Source organism: Pseudomonas mandelii, assembly GCF_024138395.1.
Taxonomy (GTDB): domain Bacteria; phylum Pseudomonadota; class Gammaproteobacteria; order Pseudomonadales; family Pseudomonadaceae; genus Aquipseudomonas; species Aquipseudomonas mandelii_E.
In genome coordinates, this window is record NZ_JAMYDU010000003.1 from 307,324 (window position 1) to 322,967 (window position 15,644).

General features: G+C 57.9%; 16 protein-coding genes and 1 tRNA gene. 9 read left to right on the top strand and 8 right to left on the bottom strand.

Annotated features, from left to right (window positions below; genetic code table 11):
* Position 1 precedes the first annotated feature (1 nt).
* Together NHU87_RS07615 and NHU87_RS07620 are read left to right on the top strand one after the other, a co-directional pair.
* Positions 2 to 799 carry a divergent polysaccharide deacetylase family protein gene (locus NHU87_RS07615; protein WP_253547091.1) on the top strand — a complete coding sequence of 266 codons (798 nt, stop codon included), beginning with the start codon at positions 2 to 4 and terminating at the stop codon, positions 797 to 799.
* A 163-nt stretch (positions 800 to 962) separates the two neighbouring features.
* A complete protein-coding gene (locus tag NHU87_RS07620) occupies positions 963 to 2,381 on the top strand; it encodes a trypsin-like serine peptidase (protein ID WP_253547093.1) in 1,419 nt (472 codons plus the stop codon).
* 36 nt (positions 2,382 to 2,417) lie between these two features.
* On the opposite strand, the gene NHU87_RS07625 is transcribed toward NHU87_RS07620, so the two are convergent.
* From NHU87_RS07625 to NHU87_RS07655, 7 genes are all read right to left on the bottom strand, one after another.
* Positions 2,418 to 3,173, bottom strand: coding sequence for a substrate-binding periplasmic protein (locus tag NHU87_RS07625; RefSeq protein WP_253547095.1), 756 nt, complete (start codon positions 3,171 to 3,173; stop codon positions 2,418 to 2,420).
* 73 nt (positions 3,174 to 3,246) lie between these two features.
* Entirely contained in the window at positions 3,247 to 4,017 is a 771-nt protein-coding gene (gene hisF, locus NHU87_RS07630) for an imidazole glycerol phosphate synthase subunit HisF (protein WP_007897430.1), read from the bottom strand.
* A 9-nt stretch (positions 4,018 to 4,026) separates the two neighbouring features.
* Positions 4,027 to 4,764: a 1-(5-phosphoribosyl)-5-[(5-phosphoribosylamino)methylideneamino]imidazole-4-carboxamide isomerase gene (hisA, locus tag NHU87_RS07635; RefSeq protein WP_253547097.1), complete on the bottom strand. Its 738-nt coding sequence runs from the start codon at positions 4,762 to 4,764 to the stop codon at positions 4,027 to 4,029.
* 42 nt (positions 4,765 to 4,806) lie between these two features.
* Positions 4,807 to 5,064 (bottom strand): DUF2164 domain-containing protein, encoded by a 258-nt coding sequence (locus NHU87_RS07640; protein WP_046045558.1) that lies wholly within the window; start codon positions 5,062 to 5,064, stop codon positions 4,807 to 4,809.
* A complete protein-coding gene (hisH, locus tag NHU87_RS07645) occupies positions 5,065 to 5,703 on the bottom strand; it encodes an imidazole glycerol phosphate synthase subunit HisH (protein WP_253547099.1) in 639 nt (212 codons plus the stop codon).
* Entirely contained in the window at positions 5,703 to 6,296 is a 594-nt protein-coding gene (gene hisB, locus NHU87_RS07650; protein ID WP_007939452.1) for an imidazoleglycerol-phosphate dehydratase HisB, read from the bottom strand. The genes hisH and hisB overlap by 1 nt, the downstream gene beginning before the upstream one ends.
* Positions 6,297 to 6,568: 272 nt before the next feature.
* Positions 6,569 to 8,230, bottom strand: a complete 1,662-nt coding sequence (locus NHU87_RS07655; RefSeq protein ID WP_253547101.1) for an OFA family MFS transporter — start codon at positions 8,228 to 8,230, stop codon at positions 6,569 to 6,571.
* Positions 8,231 to 8,490: 260 nt separating this feature from the next.
* On the opposite strand from NHU87_RS07655, the gene NHU87_RS07660 reads away from it, so the two are divergent.
* From NHU87_RS07660 to NHU87_RS07680, 5 genes are all read left to right on the top strand, one after another.
* Complete coding sequence (locus NHU87_RS07660; RefSeq protein WP_253547103.1) at positions 8,491 to 8,895, top strand: acetyl-CoA sensor PanZ family protein; 405 nt, start codon at positions 8,491 to 8,493, stop codon at positions 8,893 to 8,895.
* A gap of 77 nt (positions 8,896 to 8,972) precedes the next feature.
* Positions 8,973 to 11,207 (top strand): AsmA family protein, encoded by a 2,235-nt coding sequence (locus tag NHU87_RS07665; RefSeq protein WP_253547105.1) that lies wholly within the window; start codon positions 8,973 to 8,975, stop codon positions 11,205 to 11,207.
* Positions 11,204 to 12,271, top strand: a complete 1,068-nt coding sequence (gene mutY / locus NHU87_RS07670) for an A/G-specific adenine glycosylase (RefSeq protein ID WP_253547107.1) — start codon at positions 11,204 to 11,206, stop codon at positions 12,269 to 12,271. The genes NHU87_RS07665 and mutY overlap by 4 nt, the downstream gene beginning before the upstream one ends.
* Entirely contained in the window at positions 12,268 to 12,540 is a 273-nt protein-coding gene (locus tag NHU87_RS07675; RefSeq protein ID WP_253547109.1) for an oxidative damage protection protein, read from the top strand. Before mutY ends, NHU87_RS07675 begins: the two co-directional genes overlap by 4 nt.
* A 103-nt stretch (positions 12,541 to 12,643) precedes the next feature.
* Positions 12,644 to 12,719: transfer RNA gene (locus tag NHU87_RS07680), tRNA-Phe, on the top strand.
* Between the two features lie 86 nt (positions 12,720 to 12,805).
* Here the strand turns inward: NHU87_RS07680 and NHU87_RS07685 are convergent.
* Positions 12,806 to 13,255: a carboxypeptidase regulatory-like domain-containing protein gene (locus tag NHU87_RS07685; RefSeq protein ID WP_253547111.1), complete on the bottom strand. Its 450-nt coding sequence runs from the start codon at positions 13,253 to 13,255 to the stop codon at positions 12,806 to 12,808.
* Between the two features lie 262 nt (positions 13,256 to 13,517).
* Here NHU87_RS07685 and NHU87_RS07690 point away from each other — a divergent pair, with 262 nt between their 5' ends.
* On the top strand, positions 13,518 to 14,576 hold the full coding sequence (locus NHU87_RS07690) for a PDDEXK nuclease domain-containing protein (RefSeq protein WP_253547113.1): 1,059 nt from the start codon (positions 13,518 to 13,520) through the stop codon (positions 14,574 to 14,576).
* 68 nt (positions 14,577 to 14,644) lie between these two features.
* Positions 14,645 to 15,619: an alpha/beta hydrolase family protein gene (locus NHU87_RS07695; RefSeq protein ID WP_253547114.1), complete on the top strand. Its 975-nt coding sequence runs from the start codon at positions 14,645 to 14,647 to the stop codon at positions 15,617 to 15,619.
* The last annotated feature ends 25 nt before the right edge of the window (positions 15,620 to 15,644 follow it).

The window sequence follows — 15,644 nt, forward strand, 5'->3', positions numbered from 1 at the left end:
GATGCGCCTGCGGTTGCTCCTCGGCCTGCTGTGCTGTCTGGCGGGTGTCGCTAACGCGACGCCTGCCACGACGGCGGCCACACCGGCGAAGGCTTATCTGAGCCTGATCATCGATGACCTGGGGCAGAACTTGCTCCAGGATCGCCGCGTACTGGCACTGCCCGGCCCGGTCACCGCGGCAATCATGCCCGACACACCCCACGCCACCGAGTTCGCCCGCGAAGCCCATCGCGCCGGCAAGATCGTCATCCTGCACATGCCCATGGCCCCGGCCACCGGACCGTTTGCCTGGCATCCCGAATTACCCATCGAAGAACTCGAGAAGCGCTTGAACGCGGCGTTCAAGGCTGTGCCGTATACCGCTGGCATCAACAACCACATGGGCAGCCGCATGACCGCTCAGCAACCGGCCATGGCCTGGCTGATGGCGGACTTGCAGCGTCGACACAAGTTCTTCGTCGACAGCCGTACCAGCGCGCAAACCGTGGCGGCCGCCGAGGCGCAGAAAATCGGTTTGGCGAGCGTTTCACGGGATGTGTTCCTAGATGACGAACCCACTGAAGCCGCGATCCACACTCAGCTACAGACGGCTATCAGCCTGGCGCGCAAGCAGGGTTCTGCGGTGATGATCGGGCATCCGTATCCGCAGACATTGGCGGTGCTCGAACGTGAATTGCCCAAGCTCAAGGCTCAGGGCATTGACTGGATCGATATCAAACAGATGATCAGCGTGCGCGGCAATCGGGCGATGGCTGGGCATGGGAAGGACGGCATTTACCGGATGCCTCTCGCTAATTAACCCATCCGGTTATTTACCAGCCATTGCGCGGCGGCCGACTATATAAATATGTACCACCTGCCCCTGCGAATAATCGTCACCCTACCTCGACGCTATGAATCACACAGCAGGCATTCGAGTCTGCTCTCCTGTCACCACAAACATCTATCGCCAAGGATGGCAAATGAAATTCAAACATATCACTTTGACAATTTACCTGATCAGTCACTTCTTTTTGTTCGCTGAAGCTGCACAAACTGATATCGGAGACAATTTAAAGAACGGCTCCCCTTCCAAACCGTTAACAAACAGTGACAGCCGGTATTCACGCTGGACGGGAATTGGCCTCTTGAATACGCCCAAAGGTACTTGCACCGCAGTTCTTATTGACACCAGAGATTCCGGCTGGACGAACACTGCGCCCGCCTATGTAATCACAGCCGGCCACTGCGTATTAGCTGAATATGGTACTTCAAAGCTGAATCATGAGTTCACTGCAAACGTAACGTTCAATTATTTTCAAGACACGGCATCCAATCACAAAACATACAAAGTCCGTACGGCCATCTGGACAAGCATGTTAGGAACAGATCTAGCGATACTCGAACTTGAGAAGCCTCTGTCGGCATTATTGCAAGACCAGATCATGCCTCTCAAAATTTCACCCGCGCCCCCTTTTTTCTCTCATGACGTGCTCAATGTCGGTGCACCCGGCACCTTCACCACCAGGACCTTGCGCTTGAGTGCCTGCACCCAGGAAGTGTCCAGGACTATCTCTGGTATACCGCCCGCATTTCCCGGTGGGTTAGTGAACGAGTGCAAGGATTTGGATAACGGGAGCTCCGGTAGCCCAATGGTTGATCGGCGAACAAACCAGATCACGAGTATTGTTTCTGAACGCCATTACGGTTTTTCACCCGCGTTTTTATCAAGCTGTTTCATAAATGGAATATTCAGCAATGGCACTGCAACGTGTGACTTACAACAAATCAACGTGAACGTCGACTTCGAGAGCTTATTCTTAAGAACCAGACTTCGGCCTGAAATGGACTATTTGGGCAATGAAACAATGCCGACATGGAATTTTGCATTCAACATTGATACTCCACATTACCGATACAAAACTGTGCGAGATGCCCTCAATTGCGAGAAACCAGAAAACTATAGTGTCGCCATCAGCGCTACAAACGGCCATATTAATGATTCTGTCGGTCCCGAAACGCGCATGCATGTATTGTGCATAATAGGTGTACGTACGAAAGAACAAAAACTGACAACTCCATTACTGAAGAATACTTTCACCCACGCGGCCCATCTTGCAGAGCCCGCTCCTGAACCAGCGTTTGGCCATAATAAAAAATTTACATCGATGCAATGGGAAGGCGCATATCCTGATTTCAGCTCGCATTTCTTCTATTCAACGAGCGTCGATAACACACCCTGTGCCGGTTTCCGTGACGAGCGGTACAAGAAAGCAGCGGAGCTCGAGTTGCTGCCACCAGACAGCCCTTTGAAAGTCTGTAGTTACGCCAGCAATGAGTCAGACCTGCAACCCTCGGCAACGCGATTTGATTTGGTAACGCCACCCACTGGAGCTCGATAACTTTCTATAGGGAACAACATTTCACCAACCGGAGTATCAGAGATAGCGCGCCATGATGTCGTCCACCACGCCTTCCTTGCGCAGTTGATCCAGCGCCGCCTGAAGTCTGGCCACCACTTCGTCTGGAACCCCCTTGTTCAGCGCCAGGTAAAGCTCGGCGCTGTTGAAACGCAGCACGGTTTTAAGTCCGACCACACCGTCCTGGCGGGCCAGATAGCGTCCGGCCGGATCACCCGTCGCCCACAGGTCGATCAGGCCGCTGGTAAGTTTCTTCGCGTTATCTTGATCACGTAGCACGACAATGGGTTTGAGACCCTGCTTGGCCAGCGTCTCGGCGATCGCATCGCCCTTGTACGCGCCGATCTTGAACTTGCGGGCGTCATCCAGCGTTTCAAGACTGATCTTGCTGTCAGCCTTGGCCAGCATGATCCAGTCATCCGGACCAATCGGACCGACCCATTTGAATAGCTTTTCGCGGTCCGGCAAACGCGCCATCACGAACACGCCGTAACCCGGTTTCTCCAGAGCAAGCTTGTAGATTCGCTCCCACGGAAAACGCAGCGTCAGGCTGTAGGTCATGTCCGCGCGCTTGAACATCTCACGAATGATGTCCACGGCAATGCCGTTGATGTTCTCGTCCTGAGCGAAATTTTTGCCATTCTTCGCCATGTTGTACGGCGGGAAGTTTTCCGTCAGCAGCACCAGGTCGGTGGCGGGATTTTCTGCGGCGCGGGCTCCGTTGACGAGCAACAGAGAAGCGCTGGCGAGGACAAGAAGAAGACGTTTAAGCATGTCGGGCTACCGGAATCCATGGCGTGCTCAAGAGTGCCTTGAGCCCGCCATACTGTCCACTGGCCTGTAGTGTTTAGCGCATCACGATGCCGCGATGAGCCATGTAGGCCTTGGCTTCCTGCACGGTGTATTCGCCGAAGTGGAAAATACTCGCCGCCAGCACTGCGCTGGCGTGGCCTTCGAGAATGCCATCGGCCAAGTGCTGCAAATTGCCGACACCGCCGGACGCGATCACCGGAATCCCCAGCGCATCGCTGATGGCGCGGGTGACGCCCAGGTCGAAGCCGTTTTTCATGCCGTCCTGGTCCATGCTGGTCAGCAGGATTTCACCGGCACCGAGGCCTTCCATCTTCTTCGCCCACTCAACGGCGTCGAGGCCGGTTGGCTTGCGACCGCCATGGGTGAAGATTTCCCAGCGCGGGGTTTCGCCCGGGCCGGAGACCTTCTTCGCGTCGATGGCGACGACGATGCATTGCGAGCCGAAATGCTGGGCCGCTTCGCCGACGAATTCCGGGTTGAATACAGCAGCGGTGTTGATCGAGACCTTGTCCGCACCGGCGTTGAGCAAGTTGCGAATGTCCTGCACGGTACGCACGCCGCCGCCCACGGTCAGCGGGATGAACACCTGGCTGGCCATGCGTTCGACGGTATGCAGCGTGGTGTCGCGACCGTCGACGCTGGCGGTGATGTCGAGAAAGGTAATCTCGTCGGCACCTTGCTCGTCGTAACGACGGGCGATTTCCACCGGGTCGCCGGCATCGCGAATATTCTCGAACTTGACGCCCTTGACCACCCGGCCGTTATCCACGTCCAGGCAAGGGATGATGCGTTTGGCCAGCGCCATGGTGAGTCCTCAGCCTTTGTACGAATCGCAGAAAGCTTGCGCTTCAGCGACATCGAGGGTGCCTTCGTAAATCGCCCGGCCGGTGATGGCGCCGATGATGCCTGGCGCCTTGGCGTCAAGCAGCGACTTGATGTCACCCAGATTGTGGATACCGCCGGAAGCGATCACTGGAATCTTCGTCGCAGCAGCCAGGGCGGCGGTGTACGAAACGTTGCAGCCCTGCATCATGCCGTCTTTGGCGATGTCGGTATAAACGATCGCGGACACACCGTCGGCTTCGAATTGCCTGGCCAGGTCGATCACCTGGATGGTGCTGATTTCAGCCCAGCCGTCAGTGGCGACAAAACCGTCTTTGGCATCCAGACCGACGATCACTTTGCCCGGGAACGCGCGGCAGGCTTGCGCAACGAAAGCCGGATCTTTCACGGCTTTGGTGCCGATGATCACGTAGCTCACGCCCGCTTTGACGTAGTGTTCAATGGTTTCCAGCGAGCGGATACCGCCGCCGATCTGAATCGGCAGGTTCGGGTAGCGCTTGGCGATGGCGGTGACCACTTCGCCGTTGACCGGCTGGCCTTCGAAGGCACCGTTCAGGTCGACCAGATGCAGACGGCGGCAACCGCCTTCCACCCACTTGGCAGCCATGCTCACCGGGTCATCGGAGAACACCGTGGAATCTTCCATGCGGCCCTGGCGCAGACGAACACAGGCACCGTCTTTAAGATCGATAGCGGGAATAATCAGCATCTGGCAAACCTTCAAATTCGAGTATTCAGCTTCGCTCGGAAATCAGTTTTTCTCGAGCGCCCACAGGTCGCTTTCGATGCTTTCGAACCTCTCTTTGAGGTGCGTCTGCACATCGAAAATCGCCCTGTTGTAATAGTGCGGAGCAATTTCGCGGGTAAACAGCTCAAGGATTTCAGCCGCTTCGAACGAACCCAGGTCCAGCTCGAAACGGTCCTCCATGAAGCGTTTGATCTTGTGATTGGCCTCGTTCTCCTGCTCGGGAGTGAGGGTCAGGATCGGCGGCTTCTTTTTGGCAGCCATTTACCAGCGACCATCCCACGCAGCGAAGTTCTGCAGCAATTGCAGGCCATGGGTATGGCTCTTCTCCGGGTGGAACTGCACGGCAAAACGCGAGCCGTCGGCCAGCGCTGCGGCGAAATCGACACCGTAGTGACCGCTACCCACCACCTGCCGCGCATTGCCGGCAGCGATGTAGTAGCTGTGCACGAAGTAAAAACGCGCCAGGTCCGGAATGTTGTGCCACAGCGGGTGTTCTACTGTCTGTTTCACTTCGTTCCAGCCCATGTGCGGCACTTTCAAGTGTTCGCCATCTTCGTGCAGATCTTTGCCGAAGAACTTCACCTGGCCTGGAAACAGGCCGATGCAGTCCACGCCGTTGTTCTCTTCGCTGCTGTCGAGCAAGGCTTGCATGCCGACGCAGATGCCGAGGAACGGACGGTCCTGGCTGACTTCATGCACTAGCGAGTCGAAGCCCAGGCGACGGATCTCCGCCATGCAATCGCGAATTGCACCGACGCCGGGGAATACCACGCGATCGGCTTCGCGAATCACATCGGCATCGCTGGTGATCAGAACCTTGCCGGCACCGACGTGCTCGAGGGCCTTGGCCACCGAGTGCAGGTTGCCCATGCCGTAATCGATAACCGCGACCGTCTGCATTACAGAACGCCTTTGGTCGACGGCATCTGACCGGCCATGCGGTCATCCAGCTCCACAGCCATGCGCAGGGCGCGGCCGAAAGCCTTGAATACGGTTTCGATCTGGTGGTGGGTGTTGTGCCCACGCAGATTGTCGATGTGCAGGGTGACGTTGGCATGGTTGACGAAGCCCTGGAAAAATTCCTGGAACAGGTCAACGTCGAAACCGCCGACGGTCGCGCGGGTATAAGGAACATGCATCTGCAAGCCAGGACGGCCGGAAAAGTCGATCACCACACGCGACAGCGCTTCATCGAGCGGCACGTAGGCGTGGCCGTAGCGACGGATGCCTTTCTTGTCGCCGATGGCTTTGGTGAAGGCCTGACCCAGGGTGATACCGACGTCTTCCACCGTGTGGTGGTCGTCGATATGCAGGTCGCCCTTGCTGACAATATCCAGGTCGATCAGCCCGTGACGGGCGATCTGGTCCAGCATGTGCTCAAGAAAAGGTACACCGATATCAAATCGGGCCTTTCCGGTGCCATCCAGGTTGATCGAGGCTTTGATCTGGGTTTCCAGAGTGTCGCGCTCGACAGACGCCATACGTTCGGCCATCACCAGCTCCGCAAAAATCATTGGGGCGAAAAAGGCAGCCATTATAGGGTCGCGGGCGCTAAACAGAAACACGAGAGGTGATATCACTGACGGAGTGAATTCAGAGCCGCCAGCGATGTACATGTCAGTACAAGTACCCCAAGACCACTGATCGCTCCCACGCTCTGCGTGGGAGTGCAGCCCTGGACGCTCCGCGTCCGCTCTGGATGTGACACGGAGCGTCACGGGAGGCGTTCCCACGCAGAGCGTGGGAACGATCCGTTACGGGAAGCTTACTGGAAGAGAACCGCTGTTTTCTGCAGCGTCACCCACACACCCCACGCCAACGGAATACCCACCACCAGCCACGCAGCCACCGCCAACGGCTTGGTGCCTGCGTCCGCTTTCCACTCCAGCACGGTGCTGGCGTCAGCACCCTTGTCGTGGCCCAGCGCCTGTTCGGCCGCCAGTTCAGCGTCGCTCATGAAGTACTTGTCGGCCACCGGGCGAACCATCAGGTTGCACAGGAAACCCAGCACCAGCAGGCCCGCGAGGATGTACAGGGTGATGTCGTAAGCCGCCGCACGTTCAACGCCGATGCTCAGTTGATATTCACGCAGGTAGTTCACCAACACCGGCCCCAACACACCCGCCGCCGCCCACGCCGTCAGCAGACGACCGTGGATTGCGCCGACCATTTGCGTGCCGAACAAGTCAGCCAGGTAAGCCGGCACCGTCGCAAAACCACCGCCGTACATCGACAGGATGATGCAGAACGCCGCCACGAACAGCGCAACGCTGCCCAGGTGACCGAGGTTAGGGATCAGCGCGTACAGCGCGAAACCGAGGGCGAAGAACACAAAATAAGTGTTTTTGCGACCCAGATAATCCGAGAACGAAGCCCAGAAGAACCGGCCACCAATGTTGAACAGGCTCAGCAAACCGGTGAAACCGGCAGCGATCGCCGCGATCGAGGCCAGTTGACCAGCGTCCAGTTGACCAAATAGCAGATCAACACCGATCAGTTTGCCCCCGAACACTTCCTGCAACAGCGGCGAAGCCATGCCGAGGATGCCGATACCGGCGGATACGTTCAGGCACAGCACCAGCCACACCAGACGGAATTGCGGGGTCTTCCACGCCACATTCACGTGGACGTGACGGTGAGTGATCATCGCGTTCGAAGCTTTTTTCGCCGGAGCAGTCCAGCCTTCAGGCTTCCAGCCAGTTGGCGGAACGCGGTAGGACAGCGCGCCACCGATCATGAACACGAAGTAGATCGCGGCCATCACCAGGAAACTCTGCCATACGCCCACGCTGGTTGGCGAAGCGAAGTGGCCCATCAGCGCTGCGGCCAGAGGAGCACCGACCATCGCACCACCACCGAAGCCCATGATCGCCATGCCTGTGGCCATGCCGCGCTTGTCCGGGAACCACTTGATCAGGGTCGAGACCGGCGAGATGTAACCCAGGCCCAGGCCGATACCGCCAATGACCCCGGAGCCGATCCACATCAGCCAGATCTGGTGGGTATAGACCCCCAGCGCCGAAATCAGCAGACCGCCACACCAGCACAGTGCCGACACCACACCGGCCTTGCGAGGACCTGCGTGTTCCAGCCAGCCGCCCCAGATCGCTGCCGAGCAGCCAAGGAAGATGAAGAACAGGGTATAGATCCAGCCGAGCATCGAGATCGGCCAGTCGCATTGAGACGTAAAGACTTGAGCGATGAAGCTCATGTCCGGCGCGCAGGTCACTGCCTTGGTGACGCCCAAGGCTTTGGACAACGGCAACCAGAACACCGAAAAGCCGTAGGCCATGCCGATGCACAGGTGGATGGCCAGAGCGGCCGGTGGAACCAGCCAACGGTTAAAACCGGGCTTGGCGATGATGCGCTCCTTGGACAGGAACGCGGGCTGGTCGGCAAAGTCGTCCGCCGTGATGCTCGTGGTCATGGTGTTTCCCCCAATTATTAGTATTTGTTCGCCAGCCGTACTTCACCCCCAGCCTTTATGCACGCAGGCATGACTGTTTTTAGGTGAAGCTCCATTTTGGTGCGACATCACGTCCCGGAAGGGACGGGCGAACGGGCAGAGGTTACCATTTGCACGTGACAGAAAAACCAAACTGATATCACCTTTTTGTATGTCGTCTGTTCTCGTACAACCGCAACAAAATGTTTTTTCACGCGGATTAACTTTTCAAAGGAAGCGCCATGCCGATCGTTGTCGAGCTGCTGAACCAAGCCACTTATCAGGATCAGCAAGATCTGCAGAAGATCTACCGCGACGCCCCGGATTGGCTGTTTGCGCCATTCGCAGGGGACATGCAGCTGATCGAAGACTGCCTGCAGGACGGTTCGCTGATTGCCGGACGCTTTAATGATCGGCTATTGGGCGCCGCACGCTTGCAACGGCACCAGGACATCTGGCATTTGTCCCATTTATGCGTACGAAAAATCACCCGTCATCGTGGCGTTGCCGAGCGTCTGGTGAACGAAGCGCAAAAAATGGCCTCGCAATCGGGCGCGACATTGCGACTGTTGGCGCCTGCCGGGCACCTCGAAGCTCAAGCGCTGGCGGCTAAGCTGAAGGTAGCGCTGGATGAGCTCCCGACGTGATCGCTGAACGATCGGCCACTTCGGAGCGCTATACTCCCCGGCTAAATTTCGAATTCGACTAATACAAGGACTCGCCCATGAAAGCGTTCGGCAAAATCCTGGGTCTGGTACTTCTCGGGCTGTTGCTGATCATTGTGGCGCTGGGCTTTGCCCTGACCCACCTCTTCGATCCCAACGACTATAAAGACGAGATTCGCCAGATTGCCCGCGACAAGGCCCACATCGAGCTGACGCTCAATGGCGATATCGGCTGGAGCCTGTTTCCCTGGCTGGGCCTGGAATTGCACGAAGCCAGTGTTGCAACCCTGGCCAAGCCTGCCGAGCCGTTTGCTGACTTGCAGATGCTCGGCCTGTCAGTCCGCGTGATTCCGTTGCTGCGCCGCGAAGTGCAGATGAGTGATGTGCGCGTCGAAGGCCTGAACCTGCGCCTGAATCGCGACAAGAACGGCCACGGTAACTGGGAAGACATCGGCAAGGCCCCGGCGCCTGCCACCCCGAGCACCTCGGCCACGCCGCCCGCCGCTACCGGCGAACCTGCGCCAACAACTACCGCTCAGGCAGAAAAACCGGCCCAGCCGATCCGTCTGGACATCGACAGCCTGACCGTCAATAACGCCCGCGTTGCATACAGCGACGAGAGAACCGGCAAGCAGTTCAGCGCCGAAAGCATCCAGCTGAGCACTGGTCCGGTACATGATTCGACCAACATTCCGGTCAAACTCACCGCGTTCCTCGGTACTAACCAACCAGTTCTGCGGGTGCGGACGGAGCTGGCCGGCGAGTTGCGTTTCGAGCGTGCGCTGCAACGCTACAAATTCGAAGACATGAAACTCTCCGGTGAAGTCGCTGGCGATCCACTGCAAGGCAAGACCATGACCTTCGCCGCGCAAGGTCAGCTGCTGCTGGACAGGGCTGCCAACGTCGCCGAATGGACCGGCATCAAAATCTCCGCCAACCAACTGCGCGCCTTGGGTGAACTGAAGGCCAACGACCTCGACAAAACCCCGCAAATCAGCGGCGGCCTGTCGATTGCTCAATTCGATCTGGCGAAATTCGTCGACAGCATCGGCCAGAAACTCCCGGCGATGGCCGAAGGCAGCCTGAGCAAAGTCGAATTGGCCAGCCAGGTTACCGGCACGCCGACCAGTTTGTCCCTCGATAACCTCAACCTGAAACTCGACGACAGCACTTTCAGCGGCCGCATCGCTGTCGAGGACTTCGCCAAGCAATCGCTGCGCATGAACCTCAAGGCTGACACCTTCAGCGTCGATCGTTACTTGCCGCCAAAATCCGCCCAAGCCAACAGCGCGAAGCAGGTGCGTCAGGCCGAAGTGACCAACACAGAGAGCGAGGCCATGGCTGGCGCGGGCAGTTCACCGCTGCCCCCCTCACCGACCAAAGGCCCGTGGAGCACCGAGCGCCTGTTGCCGGTAGAGCGTCTGAGCAAACTCGACGTGAACGCCGACCTGACCTTCGGCCAGCTGACCCTCGACAAACTGCCGATTCAGAATGCTGCACTCAAAGCCACAGGCCAAGGCGGCCTGCTGACCCTGGAGAACCTGCGCGGCGACCTGTACGACGGCAACTTCGAAGCCAAAGGTACCCTGGACGTGCGCCAGCAAGTGCCGGCGCTGAACATGCAGACGCGCATCAGTAAAGTGCCTGTAGAAAAAATCCTCGAAAGCCAGGGGAAAAATCCACCGGTCCAAGGCCTGGTTACGCTCGATAGCGCGCTGACCAGCAGCGGCAATAGCCAGAGCGTGTTGATCGACAACCTCAACGGCAATGCCAGTTTCGTCATCAACAACGGCGTGCTGCTCAATGCCAACCTTGAGCAGCAACTGTGCAAAGGCATCGCCACCCTGAATCGCAAAACCCTCACCGGCGAGCCACGGGGCAAGGACACACCGTTCGAAGAACTCAAGGGCAACCTGACCTTGCGCAACGGCGTGGCCAGTAACCCCGACCTGAAAGTGCGCATCCCGGGCATGACCGTCAACGGTAACGGCGACATCGACCTGCGGGTGCTGGGCATGGATTACCGCGTCGGCGTGATCGTCGAAGGCGACAAGAGCGACATGCCGGACCCGGCCTGCCAGGTCAGCGAGCGCTTCGTCGGCATCGAGTGGCCACTGCGCTGCCGTGGGCCGCTGGAACTGGGCGCCAAGGCTTGTCGCCTCGACAACGAACGCATGGGACAAGTCGCGAGCAAACTGGCTGGCGAACGGATCAGCGAAAAAATCGACGAGAAGCTTGGCGATAAAGTCAGCCCGGAACTGAAAAACGCGCTCAAGGGGCTGTTCAAGCGATGAGAGCCGAGCAGTTTTCAACAGCGGTGCTGGATTGGTACGACCGCCACGGCCGCCACGATTTGCCTTGGCAGCAGGGCATCACCCCTTATCGGGTGTGGGTTTCGGAAATCATGTTGCAGCAAACCCAGGTCAGCACTGTGCTGAACTACTTCGACCGTTTCATGGCTTCGTTGCCGACGGTCGAAGCCCTGGCCGCCGCGCCGGAAGACGAAGTGCTGCACCTGTGGACCGGTCTCGGTTACTACACCCGCGCGCGCAACTTGCAGAAGACCGCGAAGATTGTCGTTGCCGAATATGGCGGCGAGTTTCCCCGTGATGTGGAAAAGCTCACCGATCTGCCGGGTATCGGCCTGTCCACCGCCGGCGCGATTGCCAGCCTGAGCATGGGCCTGCGGGCGCCGATCCTCGATGGCAACGTCAAACGCGTGCTGGCGCGCTTTACCGCGCAAGAGGGTTATCCGGGCGACCCCAAGGTTGCCAAACAGCTGTGGGCCAACGCTGAGCGCTTCACGCCACAGACCCGTGTCAACGCCTACACCCAGGCGATGATGGACCTGGGCGCCACACTCTGCACCCGCAGCAAACCGAGCTGTCTGCTCTGCCCGCTGGAAAAGGGTTGCGAGGCGCATATGCTTGGCCTGGAAACCCGCTACCCGATTCCCAAACCGCGCAAAGCCGTGCCACAGAAGCGCACGCTGATGCCGATGCTCGCCAATGGCGAAGGGGCGATTCTGCTTTACCGTCGCCCTTCCACGGGCCTGTGGGGCGGTCTCTGGAGCCTGCCGGAACTCGACGACCTCGACGACCTGCAACATCTGGCTTCACAGCATTCGCTGGAATTGGGCACCCAACAGGCACTGCCAAGCCTGGTGCACACCTTCAGCCACTTTCAGTTATCCATCGAACCCTGGCTGGTTCAGGTCCAGGAGGCCGGCCATCACGTGGCCGAGGCCGACTGGCTCTGGTATAACCTCGCCACCCCGCCGCGCCTGGGCCTTGCCGCCCCGGTCAAAACCTTGCTCGAACGCGCGGCCGCCGTATTGAACGCAGGAGAGTCGTCATGACCCGCACCATCAAGTGCCGCAAGTACAAAGAAGAATTGCCCGCCCTGGAGCGCGCTCCATTTCCGGGTGCAAAAGGTCAGGACATTTTTGACCATGTCTCGGCCAAGGCCTGGGCGGACTGGCAGAAACACCAGACCCTGCTGATCAACGAAAAACGCCTGAACATGATGAACGCCGAAGACCGCAAATACCTTCAGGGCGAGATGGACAAGTTCTTTTCCGGCGAGGAATACGCCAAGGCCGAAGGCTACGTTCCGCCGGCTGAATAATCCCGTTTTTTCGGGGGGCGGATCGTAAGCGACGGTAATAATTAAAATTTTTTTGAAAACTTTCTTGACGACCCCCTGAAAAACCAGTTTAATGCGCCCCGTTGCCCAGATAGCTCAGTCGGTAGAGCAGGGGATTGAAAATCCCCGTGTCGGCGGTTCGATTCCGTCTCTGGGCACCAAATACCGAAAACCCTGAATCGCAAGATTCAGGGTTTTTTTTATGCCCGCGATTTGATCAGGCATCGAGCAAGTCGTCTCTCTTGGGCTAGTTTTCAGTATTCCAGTGGAAGACAAGATTGCGAGCGGCACCACTTCCTACCTCCGCCGTATCACGCCGTTCCACACCATTGCGTGTCGCGACGACGGTGTACTTGCCAGGTGGCAGCTGAACGTAAACCAACGGGCCGGCTTCGCTCAGCGTCAGCACGGGTTGCCCCGGGTCTTTCTGAATGACCAGATTTACATCCGGAACATATTTGCCCTCCGCACCGATGGAGAAAGTCATGTGCAGGTTGTAGCCCTGCGTTTGTTGAATGGCTCGAGCCTCATCCTCTCCGATCCCCCCGGACAGGTAAGTAATCCCGTTTTGCTGTTGCTGCTGGACTTGCACGCCTGTGCTGTCGATCGGTTCAAGACTGGCGGCGGTAAGCACGACTGGAAACATCAATACGCCGACAGCGGCGATGGGCAGCATGAATGAATGGACATACTTCATGATGACGACTCCCGGGTTACGCAGAACCCAATCGTTACTCTTTTTAGATTTGTTGCTGAATGTTCAAGTTTTAGATTGATTCGAACTTGGGATCACTGCGAATTGGACTACGTGATGTGCACCTCAAGGAGCGTCTGTCATCGGCGCGGTCCTGCAAAACGAATTCGCCTTTCCTTCCGATTTACCAGCCGCGCCCGGCATCGCGGACCGTCACTCTCTTGCCATCCTCTTCCGCCTGTTTCCTTCAGCCACGGAAGATGTCATGACCCCTCTCAAACCCGATAGCTCTCAAGATCCACAGATCACTTCACTGCTCGGCAATCTTGGCGAGTTGATCCGAGAAGCGCGTCAGAAGGTGCTGCGAGCGGTCGATACCGTTCAGGTGCAAACCTGCTGGCAGATCGGACGGCATATTGTCGAGTTCGAACAGGAAGGTGCTCGGCGGGCGGTTTATGGCAAGCAGTTGCTATCGACGCTGGCGAAAGTACTGACGGAGCAGTTTGGGAAAGGTTTCGACGCTTCCAACCTTCGCTACATGCGCCTGTTCTATCAAGCATTCCCAATTCGTGACGCACTGCGTCACGAATTGAGCTGGACCCACTACCGCAGACTGCTACGAGTCGACAACGACAACGCTCGCCACTGGTACATGAACGAATCTGCTCTGCAGAACTGGTCAAGTCGCGCCCTCGAGCGCCAGATCAATACCCTCTATTACGAACGCCTGCTGGCGAGCCGCGATCGGGCCGCCGTCAAACAGGAAGCCGCCACCAACATCCAGGAAATGAACGCCAGCCCTCGGGATTTCATCCGGGACCCCGTGCTACTGGAATTTCTCGGCCTGCCCAATGCGGGCTTGATCCAGGAAAGCGAACTTGAACAAGCATTGATCAATCAACTCCAGGGCTTCCTGCTCGAACTGGGCAAAGGCTTCGCCTTCATCGCTCGCCAGCAACGCATCAGTACCGAGAGCAAAGACTTCTACATCGACTTGGTGTTCTACAACTACCTGCTCAAGTGCTTCGTCATCTTCGACCTCAAGCGCGGCGTACTGACCCACCAGGATGTCGGCCAGATGGACATGTACGTGCGCATGTACGACGACCTCAAGCGCGGACCGGAGGATGGCCCCACCGTCGGCCTCATTCTCTGCGCGAAAAAAGATGAATCGGTGGTGCGCTATTCAGTGCTGCAAGGCAACGAACAACTGTTCGCCAGCACCTACAGACTGGTGCTGCCGAGCGAAGAGGAACTTCGCACAGAACTGGATCGGGAATGGGCAGTGCTTGAGGAGCGGTTACTCAAACAGAGGCTCCGATAAGCACGGGTGGATTGTTCATGAACGGCGCGAAGACTATGGTGGTTGGCTAACCGCAAAGGTTCAAGCCGATGAATTTGCAGGACATGCCCTCACTGGCCCCAGCGCAACTTGAATTGCCGTTACCCACCGGCACACCTGGTGACTCTTTCAACGAACCCGCCGCCGACGGCTTCATCCTTGGCGGCTTCACCTGGCGGCATGCGAATCAAGACCCAACCCGTCCGGTGGTGATCATCAACGCCGCTACTTCAGTCCGTTGCAGACACTACTCGCGCTTCGCCGATTACCTGTTCGCCAACGGCTTCGACGTGATCACCTATGACTACCGCGGCATCGGCGAGTCGCGCCCGGCATCGCTGAAAGGGCTTGAGGCCTCATGGTCCGACTGGGGAGCGCTGGACTTCGAGGCAATGCTGCAAAGGGCGCAACGCGAGTTTGCGGAGCAACCCATCAATGTCGTCGGCCACAGCTTTGGCGGTTGCGCGGCCGGGTTGGGTGCCTCCGGGCATGTGATCCGACGCCTGGTGACGGTGGGTGCGCAGTTCGCTTACTGGCGCGACTATGCCCCCGCTCATCGCTGGCGAATGTTTGGCAAGTGGCATGTGGTGATGCCATTGATGACCATGTTTTACGGCTACTTTCCCGGCAAACGCCTCGGATGGCTCGAAGATACCCCCGCTGGCGTAGTCCGCGACTGGAGCATGCCCACCGCCCGATACGAGAAACGCCCCAGCGGTCGTGTCATCCACGCCAAAAACGGTCAGCTCCCCTTCGCCAGCGTCATCGCCCAAACCCTGGCGATCAGCCTCAGCGACGATCCCTACGGCACGATTCCAGCCATCGAACGTCTGCTCGGCTACTTCACTGGCAGTACAAACACCCACCTGCGAATCACCCCTGAAGACATCGGCGAAGAAGAAGTCGGACATTTCGCCTTTTTTCGCAGCGCATACCAAGCCACACTATGGCCCATTGCATTGTACTGGCTACAGACGGGCGAACTGGCCCCTGATACTCCCGGGCGGCGAGTGTCGCGCAGCTGAGCAACTTGCCCTCTCAACGAAATAC